The 22028-nt window shown below is 68.6% G+C and carries 20 protein-coding genes and 1 pseudogene; 9 read left to right on the top strand and 12 right to left on the bottom strand.

What is annotated here, in order from left to right; translation table 11 throughout:
• From JWP65_RS00655 to imuA, 3 genes are all read right to left on the bottom strand, one after another.
• Positions 1-3053: error-prone DNA polymerase (locus JWP65_RS00655; RefSeq protein WP_299759357.1), on the bottom strand; the 3053-nt coding region annotated here is incomplete at its 3' end.
• A 10-nt stretch (positions 3054-3063) separates the two neighbouring features.
• On the bottom strand, positions 3064-4389 hold the full coding sequence (locus JWP65_RS00650) for a DNA polymerase Y family protein (protein WP_299759355.1): 1326 nt from the start codon (positions 4387-4389) through the stop codon (positions 3064-3066).
• A complete protein-coding gene (imuA, locus tag JWP65_RS00645) occupies positions 4355-5092 on the bottom strand; it encodes a translesion DNA synthesis-associated protein ImuA (RefSeq protein ID WP_299759353.1) in 738 nt (245 codons plus the stop codon). The genes JWP65_RS00650 and imuA overlap by 35 nt, the downstream gene beginning before the upstream one ends.
• A 149-nt stretch (positions 5093-5241) precedes the next feature.
• Between imuA and JWP65_RS00640 the strand changes: the two genes are divergently transcribed.
• Positions 5242-7092, top strand: a complete 1851-nt coding sequence (locus tag JWP65_RS00640; RefSeq protein WP_299759351.1) for an ABC transporter ATP-binding protein — start codon at positions 5242-5244, stop codon at positions 7090-7092.
• On the top strand, positions 7076-7654 hold the full coding sequence (locus JWP65_RS00635; protein WP_299759349.1) for a DNA-3-methyladenine glycosylase: 579 nt from the start codon (positions 7076-7078) through the stop codon (positions 7652-7654). The genes JWP65_RS00640 and JWP65_RS00635 overlap by 17 nt, the downstream gene beginning before the upstream one ends.
• Before the next feature lie 103 nt (positions 7655-7757).
• Here the strand turns inward: JWP65_RS00635 and JWP65_RS00630 are convergent, their stop codons facing one another.
• The 4 genes and pseudogenes from JWP65_RS00630 to JWP65_RS00615 all read right to left on the bottom strand — a co-directional run bounded on the left by JWP65_RS00630 (position 7758) and on the right by JWP65_RS00615 (position 11277).
• A complete protein-coding gene (locus JWP65_RS00630; protein WP_299759347.1) occupies positions 7758-8330 on the bottom strand; it encodes a hypothetical protein in 573 nt (190 codons plus the stop codon).
• 124 nt (positions 8331-8454) lie between these two features.
• The gene (locus JWP65_RS00625; RefSeq protein ID WP_299759345.1) at positions 8455-9834 is read right to left on the bottom strand and encodes a CoA transferase; all 1380 of its coding nucleotides are present in this window, start codon (positions 9832-9834) and stop codon (positions 8455-8457) included.
• A gap of 58 nt (positions 9835-9892) precedes the next feature.
• Positions 9893-10531: pseudogene (locus JWP65_RS00620) on the bottom strand (3-oxoacid CoA-transferase subunit B).
• A 53-nt stretch (positions 10532-10584) separates the two neighbouring features.
• Entirely contained in the window at positions 10585-11277 is a 693-nt protein-coding gene (locus JWP65_RS00615; RefSeq protein ID WP_299759343.1) for a CoA transferase subunit A, read from the bottom strand.
• A 100-nt stretch (positions 11278-11377) separates the two neighbouring features.
• On the opposite strand from JWP65_RS00615, the gene JWP65_RS00610 reads away from it, so the two are divergent.
• Positions 11378-11926: a PAS and helix-turn-helix domain-containing protein gene (locus tag JWP65_RS00610; protein ID WP_299759341.1), complete on the top strand. Its 549-nt coding sequence runs from the start codon at positions 11378-11380 to the stop codon at positions 11924-11926.
• Between the two features lie 10 nt (positions 11927-11936).
• On the opposite strand, the gene JWP65_RS00605 is transcribed toward JWP65_RS00610, so the two are convergent.
• Both JWP65_RS00605 and JWP65_RS00600 read right to left on the bottom strand, forming a co-directional pair.
• Positions 11937-12884 (bottom strand): hypothetical protein, encoded by a 948-nt coding sequence (locus JWP65_RS00605; protein ID WP_299759339.1) that lies wholly within the window; start codon positions 12882-12884, stop codon positions 11937-11939.
• Positions 12885-13003: 119 nt separating this feature from the next.
• Entirely contained in the window at positions 13004-13393 is a 390-nt protein-coding gene (locus JWP65_RS00600; RefSeq protein ID WP_299759337.1) for a carboxymuconolactone decarboxylase family protein, read from the bottom strand.
• A gap of 73 nt (positions 13394-13466) precedes the next feature.
• Here JWP65_RS00600 and JWP65_RS00595 point away from each other — a divergent pair, with 73 nt between their 5' ends.
• Positions 13467-14045: a peroxidase-related enzyme gene (locus JWP65_RS00595; protein ID WP_299759335.1), complete on the top strand. Its 579-nt coding sequence runs from the start codon at positions 13467-13469 to the stop codon at positions 14043-14045.
• Between the two features lie 4 nt (positions 14046-14049).
• Here the strand turns inward: JWP65_RS00595 and JWP65_RS00590 are convergent, their stop codons facing one another.
• Genes JWP65_RS00590 through JWP65_RS00580 form a run of 3 tightly spaced genes read right to left on the bottom strand, consistent with a single transcriptional unit; the run spans position 14050 to position 16150 of the window.
• Entirely contained in the window at positions 14050-14469 is a 420-nt protein-coding gene (locus JWP65_RS00590) for a thioesterase family protein (protein WP_299759333.1), read from the bottom strand.
• Positions 14466-15347 carry a DMT family transporter gene (locus tag JWP65_RS00585; RefSeq protein WP_299759331.1) on the bottom strand — a complete coding sequence of 294 codons (882 nt, stop codon included), beginning with the start codon at positions 15345-15347 and terminating at the stop codon, positions 14466-14468. The genes JWP65_RS00590 and JWP65_RS00585 overlap by 4 nt, the downstream gene beginning before the upstream one ends.
• A 20-nt stretch (positions 15348-15367) precedes the next feature.
• Complete coding sequence (locus JWP65_RS00580) at positions 15368-16150, bottom strand: SDR family oxidoreductase (protein ID WP_299759329.1); 783 nt, start codon at positions 16148-16150, stop codon at positions 15368-15370.
• A gap of 123 nt (positions 16151-16273) precedes the next feature.
• On the opposite strand from JWP65_RS00580, the gene JWP65_RS00575 reads away from it, so the two are divergent.
• The 5 genes from JWP65_RS00575 to JWP65_RS00555 form a co-directional block, all read left to right on the top strand.
• Positions 16274-17974 (top strand): electron transfer flavoprotein-ubiquinone oxidoreductase, encoded by a 1701-nt coding sequence (locus tag JWP65_RS00575; RefSeq protein WP_299759327.1) that lies wholly within the window; start codon positions 16274-16276, stop codon positions 17972-17974.
• 154 nt (positions 17975-18128) lie between these two features.
• Positions 18129-19100, top strand: coding sequence for a TRAP transporter substrate-binding protein (locus tag JWP65_RS00570; RefSeq protein WP_299759325.1), 972 nt, complete (start codon positions 18129-18131; stop codon positions 19098-19100).
• 107 nt (positions 19101-19207) lie between these two features.
• A complete protein-coding gene (locus JWP65_RS00565) occupies positions 19208-19702 on the top strand; it encodes a TRAP transporter small permease (protein WP_299759323.1) in 495 nt (164 codons plus the stop codon).
• Positions 19699-20976, top strand: a complete 1278-nt coding sequence (locus JWP65_RS00560; RefSeq protein ID WP_299759321.1) for a TRAP transporter large permease — start codon at positions 19699-19701, stop codon at positions 20974-20976. Before JWP65_RS00565 ends, JWP65_RS00560 begins: the two co-directional genes overlap by 4 nt.
• A gap of 80 nt (positions 20977-21056) precedes the next feature.
• A partial coding sequence (locus JWP65_RS00555) for a cyclase family protein (RefSeq protein WP_299759319.1) occupies positions 21057-22028 on the top strand: 972 nt, incomplete at its 3' end.

The following is a 22028-nucleotide window of genomic DNA, read 5'->3' as shown; positions in this document are numbered from 1 at the left end:
GTCCCATGCACGGCCATCAGGCGCGACCTCAGCAGCGCATCGCGCTGCGTCTCCCGGATCGACTTCCACACGATCACATTCACCGGCCCGGTCTCGTCCTCCAGCGTGACGAAGATCGTGCCGTGCGCCGTCTGCGGCTGCTGGCGCACGGTGACGATGCCGCAGGCGCCCACGCGCCGGCCGTGCGGCAGCGCGTGCAGCTGCTCGGCGCTCAGCAGCTTCAGGCGTGCCAGGCGCTGGCGCAGCAAGGCCACCGGGTGGCGGCGCAGCGTCATGCCGGTGGAGGCATAGTCGAAGTAGATCTCCTCGCCTTCGTGCGCCGGCGGCAGTTCGAGCGCCGCTTCGGCGATCGGCGCATCGCGCAGCATGCCCGGCGCCTTCTGCTGCGCCGCGGCTTGCCACACCTGCTGGCGCCGATGCCCGGCGAGCGACCGCAAGGCGTCGCCGGCGGCCAGCGCGTTGATGTCTTTCAGATCGAGCTGCGCGCGCAAGGCCATGTCTTCCACGCCAGTGAATGGCGCCTCGGCGCGCGCAGCCACGATGCGCCGCCCACCGGCCTCGCTCAGCCCACCGACCATGCGCAGCCCGAGCCGCACCGGCGGTCTGGGGTCAGATTCCAATTTCTCCGCTGATTTCCCCGGCGGCTGAAAATTGGAGTCCGACCCCAATTTGCTGTCCCAGTCGCTGCAGGAGACGTCCGCCGGCAGCACCACCACGCCATGCCGCTGGGCGTCCTGGACCAGCTGCGCCGGCCCGTAAAAGCCCATGGGCTGCGAGTTCAGCATGGCGGCCAGGAAGCATTCGGGTTCGTGGCATTTGAGCCAGCTGCTGTCGTAGGCCAGCAAGCCGAAGCTGAAGGCATGGCTTTCCGGAAAACCGTATTCGCCAAAGCCCAGGATCTGCTGGAAGATCTGGCGCGCGAATTCCTCGCGGTAGCCGTTGGCCAGCATGCCTTCGATCAGCGGCTGCTCGAATTTGTGGACGCCGCCGCTGCGCTTCCAGGCCGCCATCGAGCGGCGCAGCTGGTCGGCCTGGTCGGCCGAAAAGCCGGCGGCGATCATCGAGATCTGCATCACCTGCTCCTGGAAGATCGGAATGCCCAGCGTGCGCTCCAGCGCCGGCCGCAGCGCGTCGTTTTCGTAGCGGATCTCGCCGCCCTGCCGCACCCGCTCGCGGGCCTGCAGGTAAGGATGGATCATCTTGCCGATGATCGGCCCCGGCCGCACGATCGCCACCTCGATCACGATGTCGTAGAACACGCGCGGCCGCAGGCGCGGCAGCATCGACATCTGGGCCCGGCTCTCGATCTGGAACACGCCCACGGTGTCGGCGCGGCAGATCATGTCGTAGGTGGCTTCGTCCTTGTCGGGAATGTCGGTCAGCACGAACGGCGTGCCGCGCCGCGCGGCCACCAGGTCCAGGCAGCGGCGGATGGCGGTCAGGATGCCCAGCGCCAGCACGTCCACCTTCAATAGGCCCATCTCGTCCAGGTCGTCCTTGTCCCACTGGATCACAGAGCGGTCCTTCATCGCCGCGTTCTCCACCGGCACCAGCCGCGTGAGCTTGCCTTGCGTCAGCACGAAGCCGCCCACGTGCTGGCTCAGGTGGCGCGGAAACCCCATCAGCTCCTCCGACAGTTCCATCCACAGCGCCAGCTTGCGCGGCGGCACATCGTGGCCGAAGGAGGCGGCCAGCGCGTGCAGCTTGCCCACGCGCAGCTCGCGCTCGTCGAACCAGAAGTGATCCCTGGCGAAGGCGTCCACCAGCTGCTCGGGCAGGCCCAGCGCCTTGCCGACGTCGCGGATCGAACTGCGGGTGCGGTAGCTGGCCACCACCGCCGTGATGGCGGCGCGCTCGCGGCCGTATTTGTTGTAGATGTACTGGATCACCTCTTCGCGTCGCTCGTGCTCGAAGTCGACGTCGATGTCGGGCGGCTCCTTGCGCTCGCGGCTGATGAAGCGCTCGAACAGCAAATTGGAGCGGGCCGGATCCACCGCCGTCACGCCCAGGCAGTAGCAGACCGCGGAATTGGCGGCCGAGCCGCGGCCCTGGCACAGGATGCCCTGGCCGCGCGCGAAGGCGACGATGTCGTGCACCGTCAGGAAGAACATCTCGTAGGCGCAATCGGAGATCAGGTCCAGCTCGCGCACCAGCTGCTGGCGCACCCGCCACGGCACGCCTTGCGGATAACGCTGGCCCGCGCCGGCGATGGTGAAGCGGCGCAGCGCCTGGCGCGGCGTCAGGCCGGCCGGCACCGTCTCCAGCGGGTACTGGTACTTGATCTCCTCCAGGCTGAAGCTGCAGCGGTCCATCACCTCCAGCGTGCGCTCCAGCAGTTCGGCCGGATAGATGGACGCCAGCCGCATGCGATGGCGCAGGTGCTGCTCCGCGTTCGCCTCCAGCGCGAAGCCGCAGTCGGGCACGGCCTTGCCCAGGCGCACCGCCGTCAGCACGTCGTGCAGCGGCTTGCGCGAGCGCGTGTGCATGCGCACGTCGCCGGCCGCCACCAGCGGGCTGCCGGTGGCCTCGCCCACCTGCAGCAGCGTGTCGAGCCACAGCTCGTCGTCCCCCTGCAGCAGCAGCTCCACCGCCAGCCAGTGGCGGCGCGGAAAGAAAGCCTGGGCCCACTCGACGCGCTCGCACAGGTCTTCGAACTCCAGCTCGCGCTCGGGCGCCAGCAGGATTTCGCAGTCCTGCAGCAGCGTGAAGTCGCTGGCTTCGCGGCTGCAGACGTACTCGCCCTTGAGCGCCTCGCGCCGGGCAATCGAGATGAACTCGCACAGGTTGCCCCAGCCGTTGGCATTGCGCGCCAGCGCCACCAGCCGGAAACCGTCGAGGGCGAACTCGGCGCCCAGCAGCAGCTTCAGTCCAAGCCTGGTCGCCTCCGTATGTGCCCGCACCACGCCGGCCATCGAGCACTCGTCGGTCAGGGCCAGCGCCGAATACCCCAGTTCGTGCGCGCGCCGCACCAGCTCCTGCGGATGCGAGGCGCCGCGCTGGAAGCTGAAGTTGGACAGGCAGTGCAGCTCTGCGTAATCGGGCAACCAGGACATGCGGCCACCGTCAGGCGTAGATGCCGTGCAGGAACCAGCGGGCGCGCTCCTGCTCGGCCGACAGCCGCTCGCGGTACACCCACAGCAGGCCCACGGTTTCGCTGCGGGCGATGAAGTAGTCGCGCAGCACCGGCTGCTCCAGCGCCGGGTCCCACCAGGCGCCTTCCAGCCGGCGCGCGCGCGTGAGCAGCTGCAGCGGACCCTGGTACAAGGGCTTGTCGGCCTTCACTTGAAGCCGCAACGGCTCGCGCAGCAGCCACGGCGGAAACAGCGGATCGCCCTTGGCAGGGTGTGCGGCTTCGCCGCGCACCCTGCGGCCGTCGACGCTGCGCGGCCAAGCCGCACCCCCGACGGATTCCGAGGCCCGCACCGATGCCTGCATGCATTCGGGCCGATGGTCCGCGCGCGGCTCCAGCATCGTCACGTTGCCCTCGCCCAGCCGCACGCTCAACCGCTCCACCAGCTGGTGCAGCTTCTCGCCCGGCGTGTTGTCCTCGGGCAGCAGGCTGGTGGTGGCGCCGCCCCAGGGCACCGTCTGCAGCGTGCGCAGCCGCAGCTGGCTGGCCGGCGCCGCCAGGCTGGTGCGCGCCAGCTGCTCGGACGCCAGCCGGCGCAGGTGGTGCATGTCCTGCGTCGGCTGGGCCGTGCGCAGTTCCATCTTCTCGGTAGCCGGCAGCGGCTTGCCGTCCAGGCGCCGCAGGTCCAGCGTCCATTCGAACTCCAGCGCCAGCGCGCCCAGGTTGCGCCCTTGCAGCCAGGCCTGCAGCAAGGTCAGCAGGTGCTGGCCCGTGAACAGCAACTCCTGCGCGCAGGTGGCCAGCGATTGCAGTTCCAGCTTCTGATCGAAGTCCGGCGGCAGTTCCAGCCAGGGATAGCGCTCGGGCCGCTGCCCTTGCACCGCGTCCAGCGCCAGCAGCAGCCCGGCGCCGAAGCGGCGGTTGAGGCCGGCGCGCGGCAGGCTGCGCAGCTGGCCGAAGGTGGTGCAGCCGACGCGCTCCAGCATCGACAGGTGCGGCCCGGCGGCGGTGAGCGTCTCCAGCGGCAGCCCGTCCGGCAGCAGCGCCGGCTTGGGCTGGCCCGCGCGTTTCATTCGCAGCAACGCCAGCGCCACCAGCGAGGTCGGACCGTCGGCCCAGGCCGGCAGCTCCAGGTCCGGGTTGCCTTTCAGCAGCCCGCGCAGCAGCCCGCGCCGGCCGCCGAACAGGCGCTCGGAGGCCGAGGCTTCGAGCAGCAGGGCTTCGTCCACCAGCGCCACGCGCGGGGTGAACTGCAGGGCCCGCCAGCCCCAGGCCTGGCGCAATTCATCCGGCGAAGGTTGCAGTGCGATCCAGTACATGCGATCCAGCCGTGGGCAGTGAAAAGGGTTGGGGGAAGGAGCGCCGCGCCTTGCGCGCCGCCAGCAGGGCCTCCAGCCGAGCCGGCTGCCCCCGCAACAGCAAGGGCTGCAGCAGCGGCGGGCCGCGGCGTTTGAGGATGCGCACCTCCAGCTGCTGCGCGCCTTCGAGCAGCAGCCGCAGGCGGGCCGGCGAGGAATGGTCGCGCGCATCGACGCCGCGAAAGGCCACCAGCAGGCGCTCGTGCTGCTGCGCGCACAGGTGCAGCCGGCGCAGGTCTTCGCTGCGGGCCTGCGGCAGCCAGGCCAGCACGGCCGCCACGTCGGCGCAGCGCAGCGCCTGTTCGGTGGCCCACAGGCGGGACGACTGCTTGTCGGCCTGCACGCACAGCAGCTGCTCGGGCCGCAGGTCCAGGCCGCGCAGGCCGGGGCCGAACGGCAGGTAAGGCGGACTCACCAGCACGATGGGGCCGGCTTGCGCCTGGCAGCGCTCGCGCAACGCCGGCCCCAGCAGCTGCCAGGCGAACTGGTGCGGGTGCTGCTGCAGCACTTCCACCAGGCAACCCAGCGGCCAGCCGCCCCCGGGCAACTGCGCATCCAGCGCCGCGTGGCCGCTGGCAACCGTGCGATCCTGCGCCTGCGCCAGCTCCCGCCCGCGCCACACATGGGGCAGGTTGAGTTCGGTCAAAGGGGCGGCGGACGACATGGCGAGAGGCGGAATATACTGGTTCTTTATACAGTGTTTCGCGGGCCCGCAAAGTTTCGTTTCGCCCCCAGGCACCTGGCCGGCGCCCTTTTGCGTCAATACTCCCGCCTCCCCACCCAGCGGCGGCGCCGCGCATGGAGTCTTTGGTCTTGTTCCGGCTTTTCGAGAAACTGCTTCACCCCTATCCGGAGGTCGAACCTCCGCTTTTGCCCAAGAGCTTCGCGGCCTTCGTCTGGGCCTGCACGGCCGGGCTGCGCGGCTACATCGTCATGCTGGCGCTGGCCAGCGCCGCCTTCTCGGTCTACGAAGCCTGGCTGTTTTCCGTGCTCGGCCAGGTGGTCGACTGGCTCACGCGCGTGCAGCCCGGCCAGCTGTGGTCGGCGCAGCGGCCGGCCGTGCTGCTGTTTTCCAGCGTGCTGCTGGCCAGCACGCTGGTGGTGGCCCTGCAGACCATCCTCAAGCACCAGACGCTGGCCATCAACTTCCCGCTGCGGCTGCGCTGGAACTTCCACCGGCTGATGCTGGGCCAGAGCCTGGCCTTCTACTCGGACGAGTTCGCCGGCCGCATCACCACCAAGGTGATGCAGACGGCGCTGTCGGTGCGCGAGACGATCTTCACCGCCACCGAGGTGATCATCGGCATCGGCGTCTACTTCATCACCATCGTGGCGCTGGCCGCCGCCTTCGACGCGCGGCTGATGCTGCCCTTTCTGGGCTGGTTCGTGCTGTACGCGCTGTCGGTCATCTACTTCGTGCCGCGCCTGGGCAAGGTCGGCAAGGCGCAGGCCGATGCGCGCGCGATGATGACCGGGCGCATCACCGACGCCTACACCAACATCTCCACCGTCAAACTGTTCTCGCACACCCAGCGCGAGGCCGGCTTCGCGCGCCAGGCGATGACGGAGTTCATGACCACCGGCTACCGCCAGATGCGGCTGGTCAGCGCCTTCGAGATCGTCAACCACGTGCTGATCGTGGCGCTGATCCTGGCCGCCTGCGGCTACAGCGTCTGGCTGTGGAACGAAGGCCTGGTGGGCGTCGGCGCGGTGGCGGCGGTGACGGCGATGTCGCTGCGCATCAGCGGCATGTCGCACTGGGTGATGTGGGAGATGGCCTCGCTGTTCGAGAACATCGGCACCATCCAGGACGGCATCGCCACCCTGACCCGGCCGCGGGTGGTGGTCGACAAGCCCGATGCCAAGCCGCTGCAGGTCAGCCGCGGCGAGGTCACCTTCGATCACATCACCTTCGGCTACGGCCAGCCGCGGGCCGTGATCGACCGCATGAGCCTGACGGTGCGCCCGGGCGAGAAGATCGGCCTGATCGGCCGCTCCGGCGCCGGCAAGTCGACGCTGGTCAACCTGCTGCTGCGCTTCTACGACCTGGACGGCGGCCGGATCCTGATCGACGGCCAGGACATCGCCGGCGTCACCCAGGACAGCCTGCGCGCCAACATCGGCATGGTCACCCAGGACACCTCGCTGCTGCACCGCTCGGTGCGCGACAACCTGATGTACGGCCGCCCCGGCGCCACCGAGGCGGAGATGGTGCGCGCGGCCGAGCGCGCCCATGCGCACGAGTTCGTCGCCCAGCTGACCGACCCGCAAGGCCGGCGCGGCTACGACGCGCACGTCGGCGAGCGCGGCGTCAAGCTGTCGGGCGGCCAGCGCCAGCGCGTGGCCATCGCCCGCGTGATGCTCAAGGACGCGCCGATCCTGCTGCTTGACGAGGCGACGAGCGCGCTCGACTCCGAGGTGGAGCTGGCGATCCAGGCCAGCCTGACCGAGCTGATGCAGGGCAAGACGGTGATCGCCATCGCCCACCGACTGTCCACCATCGCCGCGCTCGACCGGCTGGTGGTGCTGGACCAGGGCCGCATCGTGGAAGAAGGCAGCCACCGTGAACTGCTGGCGCAAGGCGGCCTGTATGCGCGGCTGTGGGCGCACCAGAGCGGCGGCTTTCTCGGCGAAAGCAGCGAGGCTGATGGCGACGACGTCTAGGCGGCTGCGGCCACGCGACTTCCTGCACGAGGCGCCCGAGATGGCGCGCGGGTTGATAGGCGCTACCCTTCTGGTGGACGGCGTGGGCGGCCGCATCGTCGAAACCGAGGCTTACGACCGGGAAGATCCGGCCTCGCACAGCCACTCGGGGCCGACGCCGCGCAACCAGGCGATGTTCGGCCCGCCCGGGCGCGCCTACGTCTACCGCTCGTACGGCATCCACTGGTGCCTGAACTTCGTCTGCCGCGAAGAGGGCCATGGCGCCGGCGTTCTGATCCGCGCGATCGAGCCGCTGCACGGCATCGAGCGCATGGTGGAGCGGCGTGGCCTGGAAGACCTGCGGCTGCTGTGTTCGGGGCCGGGAAAAGTGGGGCAGGCGCTGGGCGTCACGCGCGAGCTCAGCGGCATGCGGCTGGACCAGGCACCGTTCGAGGTGCTGGCGGCGCGAGAGGAACACGAAGTGGTACTGGGTCCGCGCATCGGCATCAGCAAGGCGGCCGACGTGCCATGGCGGTTCGGATTGGCGGGCTCGCGGTTCTGGAGCCGGCCGTTTCCACGGTGAGGATCCAGTCTCGTAGGGTGTGCAGCTTGCTGCGCACCTTGCGGCGGGAATGGTGCGCAGCGGAGCTGCACACCCTACCCGGCTCTCTGCTTTCCTTGCGGGACTACCGAACGTAAGCCACGCCAGCACCCCGCTGTACCACGGTCCTGCCGTTGCGCAGTTCGGTGATGACCGTCGGCGCCGGGCCGGCGCCCATCGATCGCGTGTCCGGGCCCGCGGACGCCACGGCGGTGTCGGCCGGCACCACGGTGATCGACGGAATGCTGGCGCGCGTGGCCGCCACCGAGGCCGGCACCATGACGAGGTCGCCCGCCACCACGGTGTGCGGCAGGTTCTGGCGCGCAGCGGTTTCGCGGTCGGTGAACAGCATCGAGGTGCCGCCCGGCGTGGCGCGACGGCCGTTTTCCATGCGGATGGTGCCGGCGGGCACGTCCCGTCCGGTCGGCCGTGCCACTTGCGCCAGCGCCACCGGCGTGCAGATCGTCGACTGGTCGAACACCATGTGCGCGCCCGGAAAGCGCTTGCCGAGCGTCTGGTGCAGCTGCAGGCTCATGTCCACCGGCGACTCCAGGCCCTGGTAGATCACGCGGCTGTTGCTGTCGTAGACGGTGTAGCACGCCATGGCCTGGGCACCAGCCAGGGCGAGGCCGCAAAACAGAGCAAGTTTGAGTTTCATGGTCTCCCTTCAAGCCGTTGTCCGGCGGCAAAACGATGATGCATGATGAGGATGGCTGCTCGATGGGCAGGCAGGTCAAGGCAGGCAATGGATGTCGGCGCGGTTCCCGCTGCGCAACAGGAAGTTACCAGCGCGTGGGAGAGCTTCCGGGCGGCATGGAAGGCAATGTCCACGCGGCCGGCGTGCGGCTTAGCTGGGCGCTGTGGCGCAGCGCGCACAGGGCGCCGAAGCCGGAAGGGGTGGTTTCCAGCCACGGCTCGCGCGCCGGCGCCTCGACGCTGAAGGCGTTTTCCGGGCGACCCAGGCCGCGCAGCCAGTGGGCCGTCTGGGCCAGCGACACCTGCACGTGCCAGCTGCCGCCTTCCAGCTGCTGGCGGCGCAGGGCCGCGGCGGCGCCGAAGCTGATCAGGTAGCCGGTGGCCTGGTCCAGGATCTGCATCGGCAAGGCGCGTGGCTGGTCCGGCGTGCCGGCCGCCTCGGCCTCGGCCAGGTTGAAGCCGGTGGCGGCCTGCACCAGCGAGTCGAAGCCGCGCCGCTCGTGCCACGGGCCTTGCGTGCCGTAGGCGGTCAGGGACACGTGGACGATGCCGGGGCGCAGCGCGGCCGTCTCCCGCGGGCCGAAGCCGAGGTCGCGCAGCCCGCCCGGCCGGTAGCCTTGCACGAAGACATGGCTGCCGCCCAGCGAGTCGCGCAACGTGGCCTTGCCTTCTTCAGTGCGCAGATCGAGCAGCGCCGAGCGCTTGCCGCGGCTGGTGTCGGCGATCGCTTCGATGTTGGGCAGGTGCGGCCCGTTCAGCAGCATCACGTCGGCGCCGTAGGCGGCCAGCGCACGGCCGCCGACCGGGCCGGCGAGGATGCGGGTGAGGTCGAGCACGCGCACGCCTTGCAGCGGCCGCTGCCGTGCCTCGAGGACAGGCAAGCGCAACGGCGCGGCGTCGCCGATGCGCTCTATCGTCATCAGCGGCTGCGCGGCGACGGCCTGCCCCTGGTCAGTGGCGTCCCATTGCGCGAAGCTGCGCAGCGCCGCCACCACCAACCGGCGCTCGGCGGCCGCTGCCTCGAAGGCGAGCGCGTCCCATTGCAGCATGGCCTGCTGGGCGTCAATGCGGCTGGCCGTGGCCGGGTCCAGGCCCAGCAGCTGCAAGGCGCCGTCGCGGTGATGGGCGAAGTTGGCATGCACGCGGACCCAGCCGTCGCGTGCCTTGTAGAGGCCGGAGAACGCATCCCAGAGATCGGGAACGCGGCCGTCGAGGCTGAACCAGCCGGTGCATTCGGCCGCGGCATGCGCCATGGCTACGGCGACGCGCTGGCGTGGAGTGCCACGCAGGTGGCCCAGCTCGCAAGCGGCCAAGGCGGCCGCCGCGATCGTCGCCTGGGCAGCGGCGCCGACGGCGAAGGATGAGGGGTAGACCGGATCGGCGCCGGTCAGGGTGACGCAGGCCAGCGCCTCCTGGGGCAGCTGCATGCCGTGCCAGAGTTCGGCCAGCACGTCACGGCAGCTCATGGGCGCCCGGTGTGCAGCTTGGCTGCGCACCCTACGCCGGATGCGGGCGCAGCACCGGTCACTGCAGCAGGGTGACGCCCGTCTTGGACTGGATGAAGTCCATGGTGACGCCGGGCGCGAGCTCGACCACCTTCAGGCCCGCGGGCGTCACGTCCATCACGGCCAGGTCGGTGATGATGCGATCCACCACGCCCACGCCGGTCAGCGGCAGCGTGCACTGCGGCAGGATCTTCATGTCCTCGGTGCCGTCCTTCTTCTTGGCGACGTGCTCCATCAGGATGATGACGCGCGGCACGCCGGCCACCAGGTCCATCGCGCCGCCCATGCCCTTGATCATCTTGCCGGGGATCATCCAGTTGGCCAAGTCGCCCTTTTCGCTGACCTGCATCGCGCCCAGGATCGACAGGTTGATCTTGCCGCCGCGGATCATGGCGAAGCTGTCGTGGCTGCCGAAGATCGATGAGCCCTTGATGGTGGTGACGGTCTGCTTGCCGGCGTTGATCAGGTCGGCGTCGACTTCGTCTTCGGTCGGGAACGGGCCGATGCCCAGCATGCCGTTCTCGGATTGCAGCCACACTTACTTGTCGCCGGTGAAGTTGGCCACCAGCGTGGGGATGCCGATGCCCAGGTTCACGTAGAAGCCGTCCTCGAGTTCCTGGGCCGCGCGCGCGGCCATCTGGTCTTGGGTCCAGGGCATTTGATCAGTCTCCTAGTCAGTCGGGGACAGAGCTGAAGATCCGTCCCTCAAAGTCATCGGGTGGTGCGCTTTTCGATGCGCTTCTCGGGATTGGCATTGAGCACGATGCGGTGCACGTAGATGCCGGGCAGGTGGACGTCGTCGGGCGCGAGCTCGCCCACGTCGACGATCTTCTCCACCTCGACGATGCAGACCTTGCCGGCCATCGCGACGGCCGGGTTGAAGTTGCGCGCCGTCAGGTTGAAGCGCAGGTTGCCGCTCTTGTCGGCGATGTGCGCCTTGACCAGCGACACCTGCGGCATCAGCGAGCGCTCCATCACGTAGGTTTCGCCGTCGAATTCGCGCAGCTCCTTGCCTTGGGCCACCAGGGTGCCGACGCCGGTCCTGGTGAAGAAGGCCGGGATGCCGGCACCGCCGGCGCGCAGCTTCTCGGCCAGCGTGCCTTGCGGCGTGAACTCCAGCTCCAGTTCCTTGGCCAGGTACTGGCGCTCGAACTCCTTGTTCTCGCCCACGTAGGAAGAAATCATTTTCCTGATCTGGCGCGTCTCCAGCAGCTTGCCCAGGCCGAAGCCGTCGATGCCCGCGTTGTTGGAGATGACCGTGAGGTCCTTGACGCCGCTGGCCTTGAGGGCCTCGATCAGCGCCTCGGGAATGCCGCACAGGCCGAAGCCGCCGACGGCCATCAGCTGGCCGTCGCGCACCACGCCGTCCAGCGCTGCCGCTGCATTGGGATAGATCTTGTTCACCACTTCACTCCTGCGAGGGATTGCCCGGTTTGCCACGGGCTGGATGAGGGTTACGATACTACCTACCTTGTTACGTAGTAATCCCTAGAGACCAGCCCTGATGGATGTCGACTACCGTCTTGCGTTCGAACACGCGCCCATCGGCTTGTGCGTGTCTCGCAACCGCGCGATTGTGGACTGCAACGCCCAGCTGTGCGAGATGTTCGGTTCGTCCCGCGAGGTGCTGGTGGGGCAGTCGTTCCTGGTGCTCTACCCGAGCGCCGACGAGTACGAACGGCTGGGGGCGCGCATGGCGCCCATCCTCAACGCCAAGGGCCACTACGCCGACGACCGCATCATGAAGCGGGCCAACGGCGATGTCTTCTGGTGCCACGTGAGCGGCCGCGCGCTGAACCGCCAGGCCCCGCACCAGTCGGGCATCTGGTCGTTCGAAGACTTGAGCGCGCAACGGCCGGTGAAGGCCGAACTGACGGCGCGCGAGCGCGAAGTCGCGGCACGCCTGCTGGAAGGCATGACCTCCAAGGAAATCGGCAAGGCGCTGGAGATCAGCCACCGCACCGTGGAGATCTACCGCGCGCGGCTGATGCGCAAGTACAAGGCCAGCACCACGGCCGACCTGGTGCACAAGCTGATGGCGGGCACGGCCTGACGGCACCCGGTCAGAACTCCCTGAACAGCTCCTTCCTGCGCTGCGCATACCAGGTGCGCAGGCAGGCCTTGTCGCCGCGGCATTGCGACTCGCGGCGCGCCCAGGCGTCTTCCTGCCGCCTGGCGAAGCCGCCCGGGTCGCGGGTGACGGCGCGGGCCTGGGCCCGCAGCCGGTCGAGGTCGCGGTCCATCTCGGCCAGTTCGGCGTCGGTGCAGATCAGCTTTTCGGCCGGCGAGCGGGCACTGGCGCAGTCGGCGCCGGCATTGGGATCCAGGACTGCCGCTGCCTCGGCATTGGCGGCCGCAGCGCCCAGAGTCGCTGGATCGCCGGCGCCGGAGCGGATGATTTCCGTCGGCTGCCCGGCCTGCATCACAGCAGCCAGCCGCTCGCCGGCGATCCGCGTCTTGGACGCGTTCTTGCCCAGCAGGGCGGCATAGGCGCGCACGCTGTCGTCCAGCAAGGCCTGGGCCCGCTCCAGCACCTGCGGCCGCAGCTCGCGCGCTGCCGGCTGGCCGGCCACCGCGCTGTAGTGCTGGCCCAGCTGCGTCTTGACGTCCGCCACCGGCGTGGAGGGCGCGCCCGAGGCCTGCACCGCGACGCGGCAGGCGACCAGGTAAGCCACTTCGGCATCGCGCGCGCGGCCGTCGGCCGCCATTTCGCCGGCCACCGTGAGAAAGGCCGAAGGCTCGGCGGCTGGATTGGTGGCCAGCGCCGCCTGCAGCGAGAACTGCCCGTCGCGCGGGCCGGTGCGCGGCAGCATCGGCTGCGCCGGGCAGCCGCCGTCGGCCACGGAAGTGACGGCAGGCGTTGCCGCCGGCGCGGGTTCCTGCGCCGGCGGTGCCAGCGCCGGCGCCACCGGGGTGACCACCACCGGGCCGGCGGTCTTGCCGGGCGCGACCCAGGTCAGGTAAGCCCACCAGGCCAGCCCGCCGCACAGCAGCAGTCCGGCAGCGAACACTCCGGTTTTTCGCCATGCATCAGTCATCGGTCAACCATAGCGCGAGCAGCGCGACCGGTGTCCGCTGGTCACATCTTGTGGCAAAACGCACGGGGCGGCACCATCCGGTGGAGCCGTCTTCACTTGGCGTCGATGACTTCGGAGCCGATCCGGAAGGCGTCCAGCGCCGCCGGGAAGCCGCAGTAGACGCTGGCGTGCATGAAGATTTCCTGCAACTCGGCCGGCGTGACCCCGTTGTTGAGCGCCCCGCGCACGTGGATCTTCAGCTCGTGGGTCTTGCCCAGCGCCACCAGCATGGAGACGGTGACGATGCTGCGGGTCTTCAGGTCGATGCCGTCGCGCTGCCAGGTGTTGCCCCAGGCATGGCGCGTCACCAGGTCCTGCAGCGGCGCGGTGAACGGGGTGGACCGCCCGATGGCGGCATCGACATAAGCGTCGCCCAGCACGGCGCGGCGGGTCGCCAGTCCGGCCTGGGTCTGTGGGTCCTGGGACAGTTCCGTCGCATCCATTGCACGTCTCCTTGTTGGAGAGCCAATCGTAGCGGCTCCCGCTATGCTGGCCGAAAGAGCAACGCAGACCGCCATGCCCACCCGCTACCGCGCCCCCGAACTGAAGGACCTGCCCGCGGACATGCGCGCGCGCATTCTGGAGGTGCAGGAAAAAAGCGGCTTCGTGCCCAACGTGTTTCTGGCGCTGGCGCGGCGTCCGGCCGAGTGGCGCGCCTTCTTCGCCTACCACGACGCGCTGATGCTCAAGGAGGACGGCTCGCTGACCAAGGGCGAGCGCGAGATGATCGTCACCGCCACCGGCGCCGCCAACCAGTGCCTGTACTGCGTGGTGGCGCACGGCGCCATCCTGCGCATCCAGGAAAAAAAGCCGCTGCTGGCCGACCAGGTGGCGGTGAACTGGCGCAAGGCCGACATCACGCCGCGCCAGCGCGCCATGATCGAGTTCGCGCTGAAGGTCTGCCTGCGCTCGCACGAGATCGCCGAGCCCGACTTCGAGGCGCTGCGCCCGCATGGTTTTTCCAACGAGGACATCTGGGACATCGCGGCGATCACCGCCTTTTTCGGCCTGTCCAACCGCATGGCCAGCTTCGCCGACATGCTGCCCAATCCCGAGTTCTATTTGATGGGGCGGGTGCCGCGCGAGAACAAGTGAAGCCTCACCCCAGCAAGGCGCGGAGCCACTCGGGCAGCGGCGCCGACTTCTGCCGCGGCAAGTCGACCCACACCGTGGTGGCGCCGCCCGAGGCATAGACCACGCCCGGATCGTCGGCGCGTCCTATCGTGGCCCAGGTCTCGAAGCTGGTGCGGCCGGCGTCGCTCACGTACATCCGCACCACCGCGTCGCCGGGGTACTCCAGCTGCTTGTGGAAGTTGCAGAACGCGTTGACGATCAGCGGTCCCTCGCCGCGCGGATTCACCTGGCAGCCGATCGCCGCGAACCAGTCCAGCCGCGCCACTTCCAGGTAGCGAAAGTAGATGGTGTTGTTCACGTGGCCCAGCGCATCCATGTCGCCCCAGCGGATCGGCATCGACAAGGTGTGGACCTGCTTCTTGCGTTCGGGGAGTTCGAGCTTCATCGGTGCGCCTTGATCGCGGCGAGGATACCCAATGTGAACATGGCCACCGCCGCCAGTTGCGGCCAGCCCGGCCAGGCGCCGTCCCAGGCGAAGGAATAGGCCAGCGCGAACAGCGTTTCGCTCACGATCAGCTGGCCGCACAGACTGGCCGGCAAGCGGCGGCTGGCGACGTTCCACAAGATGGTGGCGAGCCAGGCCGAGCCAAAGCCGGTGGCCACGCACAGCAACAGGAAGAAGCCGGCTTGCGGCTGGGCCCGCAAGGTGGCCAGGTCGGAACCGGCCACCGCCCACACCAGCAGCGCCCCGGCGCCGGTGGCCAGGCCCAGCCAGTTGGCCCAATCGGTGGCGTTGACTTGCGGATGGCGCTTGAGCCAGCGGGCGTTGAGCAGCGCGAAGGCGGTCCATGACGCCAGCGAACAGGTGGCCAGCAGCACGCCGCGCCAATAGTGCGGGCCGGTGTCGTGCGCCGGGTGCGGCAGCGCCATCATCAGCGCCAGCCCGGCGGCCGTCAGCAGCAAGGCCGGCGCCAGCGCGGTCCAGCGCAGGTGGCCCGGCTTGCCCAGCAACATCACCCACAGCGGGATGGTGCCGATCACCAGGCTGGGCACTTCGGTGCCGGCGTCGCGAATGGCGAACACCAGCAGCAGGTAGTAGCCGGAAAAACCCAGCAGGCTCAAGCCCGCCGCCGCCAGGGCCTGGCGCGCGGTCGGCAGCGGCCGCCGGCTGAAACCGACCACCGCCAGCGCCACCAGGCCGTACACCACGAAGCGGCCGGCCGCCAGGTCGACGCCCGAGGCGGCGGGCACCATGCGCGGCGCCACGAACACCAGGCCCCACAGTGCGCCGGCCAGCAAGCCGGCCAGGACGCCCCTCAGCACGCCGGCTGCACCAGCGCCATCTACAGGTGAAAGCCGTCGGTGGCGGCGATCACCGCGCCGTTGACGAAGTGGCTCTGGTCGGACGCCAGCATCACGATCAGCGCGTCCAGGTCTTCCGGCTTGCCCACCCGCTTGCGCGGCAGCATCTGCACCAGCTTTTCGCCCTGCTCGGTGGACCAGTGGTGGTGGTTGATGTCGGTATCGATGTAGCCCGGGCAGATGGCGTTGACGTTGATGCCGAAGCGCCCCCACTCGAGGGCGAAGGCCTGCGTCATGTGGATGACGGCGGCCTTGCTGATGGCGTAGGCGCCGATCTGCGGCAGCGCGCGCAGGCCGGCGGCCGAGGCGATGTTGATGATGCGGCCACCGGTGAAGGTGCCGGGCGCGGCGCCGCGGGCACGCGCCAGCATGCGCTTTCCCACTTCCTGCGCCATGAAGAAGGCGCCCTTGACGTTGGTGTCGAAGATGTAGTCGTAGTCTTCCTCGGCCACGTCCTGGATGCGCTGGGTGGTGCTGACACCCGAGTTGTTGACCAGGATGTCGATCGAGCCGACCTCCGTCTCGGCGTGCGCCACGGCGGCCTTGATGCTGTCGATGTCGGTCACGTCCACGCCGACCACGTGGGCGTCGCCGCCCTCGCCTTCGATCTGGGCGCGCAGGTCCTTGAGCTTCTCGATGCGGCGCGACGCCAGCACCACGGCGGCGCCCGAGCGCGCCAGCACGCGCGCGAACTGCGCGCCCAGGCCGCTGGAGGCGCCTGTGACGAGGGCCACACGGCCGGACAAATCGATGCTGTAAGCCACGGGATCGCCTCCTGGAATTGCGCTGGGGCGCGGTGCGATGCCGGGCACGCGCCGCATAGAATGCATGACCTTCCGGGGTGCGCCATGCAGCGCCACCGGCTGCAACCATTATCGATCACACCCATGACGCAACAAGACATCCTGGCCCAGTTCGGTCCGCGCGAAGCGATGGAGTACGACGTGGTGGTGGTCGGCGGCGGCCCGGCCGGCCTGGCCACCGCCATCCACCTGAAGCAGCTGGCCGGCGAACATGGCAAGGAGCTGTCGGTGGTGGTGCTGGAAAAAGGCTCGGAGCCGGGCGCGCACATCCTCTCGGGCGCCATCATGGACCCGAGGGCGCTGTCCGAGCTGATCCCCGACTGGAAGGAAAAGGGCGCGCCCCTGAACCAGCCGGTGACCGGCGACGCGATGGTGTTCCTGGGCGAGAACAGCTCGATTCGCGTGCCCGATCTGCTGCTGCCGCAGAACTTCCAGAACCACGGCAACTACATCGTCAGCCTGGCCAACGTCACCCGCTGGCTGGCGCAGCAGGCCGAGGAACTCGGCGTGGAGATCTTTCCGGGCTTTCCGGCGGCCGAGGTCCTGTACAACGACGACGGTTCGGTCAAGGGCGTGGCCACCGGCAACATGGGCGTGGGCAAGGACGGCGCGCCGACCGAGAACTTCCAGTTGGGCATGGAGCTGCACGCCAAGTACACGGTGTTCGCCGAAGGCTCGCGCGGCCACCTGGGCAAGCAGCTGATCGCCCGCTTCAAGCTCGACGAGGGGCGCGACCCCCAAACCTACGGGCTGGGCGTCAAGGAAGTGTGGGAGATCGACCCCAAGCGCCACGAGCCCGGCTTCGTGCTGCACACGGCCGGCTGGCCGATGGAGAACGACACCTACGGCGGCGCCTTCCTGTACCACATGGAGGGCAACCTGGTCGCGCTCGGCTTCATCACCGGCCTGGACTACGCCAACCCCTACCTCAGCCCGTTCGAGGAACTGCAGCGCTGGAAAACCCACCGCAACATCCGCTGGTACCTGGAAGGCGATGCAGACAAGGGCATCAAGCCGGGCAAGCGCCTGGCTTACGGCGCGCGCGCCATCACGGCCGGTGGCCTGCTCAGCCTGCCCAAGACGGTGTTCCCGGGCGGCGCACTGGTCGGCTGCGACGCCGGCTACCTGAACGTCAGCCGCATCAAGGGCAGCCACGCCGCCATCAAGACCGGCATGCTGGCAGCCCGCGCCGCCTTCGACGCCGTCCAGGCCGGGCGCCAGCACGACGAGCTCACCGCCTATCCGCAGGCGTTCGAGAAAAGCTGGCTGCACGCCGAGCTGAACAAGTCGCGCAACTTCAAGGCCTGGTTCAAGCGCGGCCTGCTGCCGGCGACGGTCATGAACGGGATCGAGCAGTTCCTGCTCAAGGGCAACATTCCCTGGACCCTGCACCGCGACCAGCCGGACCACAGCTACCTGAAACCGGCGGCCGAGTGCAAGCCCATCGTCTACCCCAAACCCGACGGCAAGCTGACCTTCGACCGTCTCTCCTCGGTGTTCATCTCCAACACCAATCACGAAGAGCAGCAGCCCTCGCACCTGACGCTCAAGGATGCCTCGGTGCCGGTGCAGGTGAACCTGGCCAGGTACGCGGGGCCCGAGGCGCGCTACTGTCCGGCGGGGGTCTACGAATTCGTGCCGGCCGACACGCCCGAGGGCCAGCGGCTGCAGATCAACGCCCAGAACTGCGTGCACTGCAAGACCTGCGACATCAAGGACCCGACCCAGAACATCGTCTGGGTGACGCCGGAAGGCGGCGGCGGGCCGAACTACACCAACATGTGACCTGCGTCGTTGCCGCTCGCGCGGGGGACCACGAGATGGTTTTCCTTGCGTGCGCCTGACCGCATGCCTCGGTAGAACTCCGGTAGCGCCCGCGGCTGGCGGACGGCATCATCCGGCAGGCTTTGCCCCATCCCACCCATCGGAGACCCACCCCATGAAGTTCAGCCCCCTCTTCGCCCTGCTTGCCGCCGGCGTGCTGGCCAGCTCGGTCGCGCACGCGCAGACCACCATGAAGATCAGCATTTCCACCGCGCAGAACTCGCACCAGGGCATCGCGATCGACACCTTCGCCAAGGAAGTCGAAAAGCGCACGGCCGGCCGCTACAAGGTGCAGACGTTCTACAACGGCTCCCTGGGCGGCGAGCGCGAGTCGATCGAGGCGGTGCAGCTGGGCACCCAGGAGCTGGCTTTCTCTTCCAGCGGCCCGGTGCCGAACTTCGTGCCGGAGACCAAGATCCTGGACGTGCCGTTCCTGTTCCGCGACAAGGCCCATGCCCGCGCGGTGCTCGACGGGCCGGTCGGCCAGGATCTGCTCAGGGCCTTCGACAGCAAGGGCTTCAAGGCCCTGGCCTGGGCCGAGAACGGCTTTCGCCACATGACCAACAGCAAGCGCTCGGTCCAGAAGCCGGAAGACCTGAAGGGCCTGAAGATGCGCACCATGGAGAACCCGGTACACATCGCCGCCTACAAGAGCTTCGGCATCATCACCACGCCGATGGCGTTCCCGGAAGTGTTCACTGCCCTGCAGCAGGGCACGGTCGACGGCCAGGAAAACCCGCTGTCGGTGATCATCTCGGCCAAGTTCGACCAGGTCCAAAAACACCTGTCGCTGACCGGCCACGTCTACTCGCCCGCCATCTTCGTGATGAACAAGGCCGCCTTCGACAAGCTGCCGGCCGCCGACAAGCAGGCCTTTCTCGATGCCGCCAAGGAAGGCACCAAGGCCAACCGCGCCCGCGTGGACGAAGACGACGCCAAGGGCGTGGCCGAGCTGCGCGCCAAGGGCATGACCGTGGTGGACACGCTGGACAAGTCGGCCTTCGTCAAGGCGCTGACCCCGGTGAACGCCGAGTTCGAAAAGCAGTTCGGCAAGGCCAACATCGACCGGATCCGCAACGCCAAGTGACGTGCGCGTCGTCCCCGCGCAGGCGGGGACCCGGCCCGCCGATCGGCAGGGCTGAATGGAAAGGCCCGCGCGAGCGGGCCTTTTTGCCGCACGAGAAAGAGGACCCCGTGAGAGAAACCTTCCTGCGCATCGAGCGCTTCACCAGCGGCCTGGCCCTGGCCGGAGCATGCGCCATGCTGGTGATCGCCAGCAGCCTGGGCGTGTTCCAGATCGTCACCCGCTTCATCCTGGAGCAGCCGGCCGAATGGAGCGAGATCCTGATCCGCCTGGCGCTGATCTGGATGGTGTTCCTCGGCATCCCGATCGCCTTCCGCCAGGGCGCGATGGTCAGCGTCGACGTGGTGTACCGCTGGAGCCCGCCGAAACTGCGGCGCGGCCTCGACTGGATGGTGGCCATCGCCTCACTGGGGCTGATCCTCGTCATCCTCTGGTGGGGTTGGGACTACGCGGTGCGCGGCAGGGTCCAGTCCATGGCCGGCCTGGAGTCCATCTCCATGTTCTGGGGCTACCTGGCGCTGCCGGTCGGCGCCCTGTTCTGCATCTTCGGCATCGTCGGCAACCTGCTCGATCCGCAACGCCACGAACTCGAGACGGCCCAATGACCAGCATCATGATCGGCACCATGGTGCTGTGCTTCGCGCTCAGCATTTCGGTCGCGGTGTCCATCGGCCTGGCCTCGGTGCTGGGCATCCAGGCCAGCAACGCGCACATGCTCATTTCCGTCAAGGAGATGTTCAACGCCATCAACAAGTTTCCGCTGGCCGCCATCCCGTTCTTCATCCTGGCCGGCAACCTGATGGAAACCGGCGGCATCTCACGCCGGCTGGTCGAGTTCGCCAAGAGCATCGTCGGCGGCGTCCAGGGCGGCCTGCCCATGACCTGCGTGCTGACCTGCATGATCTTCGCGGCGGTCTCGGGCTCCTCGGTGGCCACCACCTTCGCCATCGGCGCCATCCTGATCCCGGCGCTGATCAAGCACGGCTACCCGACCAGCTACGCGGCGGCGCTGCAGGCCACCAGCGCCGAGCTGGGCGTGATCATCCCGCCCTCGATCCCGATGATTCTGTACGGCGTCAGCGCCGAAGTCTCGATCGGCGAGCTGTTCATCGCCGGCTTCGGCCCGGGCCTGCTGATCGGCGCGGCGCTGATGCTCTTCGTCTGGCTCTGGTGCAAGTGGAAAGGCTGGGGCAAGACCGACGGTGACGGCCGCCTGCCGTTCGGCAAGGCCACCTGGCACGCCGGCTGGGCGCTGCTGATGCCGGTCATCATCCTGGGCGGCATCTACGGCGGCATCTTCACGCCGACGGAAGCCTCCGCCGTGGCGGTGTTCTACGCATTGGTGGTCGGCATGCTGATCTACCGCGAGATCGGCGTGCGCGACCTGGTCGCGGTGCTGCGCAAGTCGGTGATCTCCTCGGCCGTGATCATGTTCATCATCGCCAACGCCGGCCTGTTCGCCTTCCTGATCACGCGCGCCGGGGTGCCCGATGCCATCGGCCGCTGGCTCGAGGCGGTGCTGCAAAGCCCGGCGATGTTCCTGCTCGGCGTCAACGCCGCGCTGTTCATCATCGGCATGTTCATCGAAACCAGCGCCGCCATCATTGTGCTGGCGCCGATCCTGGCGCCGGTGGCGATGCACTTCGGCATCGACCCGGTGCACTTCGGGCTGGTGATGGTGGTGAACCTGGCGCTGGGCATGATCACCCCGCCGTTCGGCGTCAACCTGTTCGCGGCCTGCACGGTGGCGCGAATATCGCTGGACCGCATCATCAAGGATCTGATCCCGTTCGTGCTGGTGATCCTGGCCTGCCTGATGGTGGTCACCTACGTGCCGGCGCTGTCGCTCACGCTGCGCGACCTGGTGTATTCGAAGTAGTGCGCATCCAGGCCGTTGCCTCCTTCGCAGGGCACTGGCGGCAGGCCGTGTGATCAGAGGATGCGCCCGAATCCATCAGGGTGAACCCGGACAGGGAAGGCGTGCATCGCCGTCGCGAGCAGGTCATCATCGAGGCTCCCGTTTCCAAGGAGCGAAAGATGCCTGAAGCTTTCATGCGCCGGTGGGCGACAAGGCTTGTCCGCGCGGGCGTGGCTGCCGGATGCGCCGTGCTGCTCCTTGGCTGCGCGGCCCCGGGGGCCGGCGGCGGGGCTGGCGGCGCCGGCACCCTGCTGGCCGCGCTGCAGGACGCGCGCATCGTCGACCTCTCCCACACCTGGGAGCCGCAGTCGCCCCTTGCCTCGGTGAATCCCCCGTATTCGTTCGCCCTCAGCGCCACCCACGGCAAGACGCGAGGTTCGTTCAACGACGGGGGCCAGCTGTCGTTCGCATCGGAGGAGATGCACTGGAGCGGCCAGCACGGCGCCCCCACCATCGATGCGCTGGGGCACATCGGGCGCGACGGGAAACTCTTTGGCGGCGTGAACGCCGACAGCGCCACCGCGCAACCGGGCGGCATCGGTGCGAGCGGCACCGGCGCCAACCTGGGCATCGATTCGTTTCCGGTGGAGCTGATGGTGAGCCGCGGCGTGCTGCTCGACGTCGCGACGATGGTCCAGGGGGATGCGAGGCCGCTGCCGGCCGGGTTCGAGATCACCGGCGCCCATCTCGAGCAGGCCGCCAGCCGACAGGGTGTGCGCCTGCAACGTGGCGACACGGTGTTCATCCGCACGGGCTGGGGCGCACTGTTCAAGTCCAACGCGGCCATCTACGCCGGCGAGTCCTCTCCGGGGCCTGGCCTGGATGCCGCCGAATTCCTGATCCGGCAAGGCGCGCGCATCGTCGGCAACGATACGCTGACCTTCGAGAAGCGCCCGCCGGTCGTCATGACGCCGAAGTTCCAGGTCTTCCCGGTGCACATGCGGCTGATCGCGGACGCGGGGATCTACATCGTGGAAAACCTCGACCTGGAGGAACTCGCGGCGCTCAGGGTG

Origin of the sequence: Ramlibacter sp. (assembly GCF_028292805.1) — a bacterium.
In the GTDB taxonomy this organism is placed as follows: Bacteria; Pseudomonadota; Gammaproteobacteria; order Burkholderiales; family Burkholderiaceae_C; genus Ramlibacter.
Note: the sequence above shows the minus strand (reverse complement) of the source record. Positions and strands in the feature narration are given on the sequence as shown.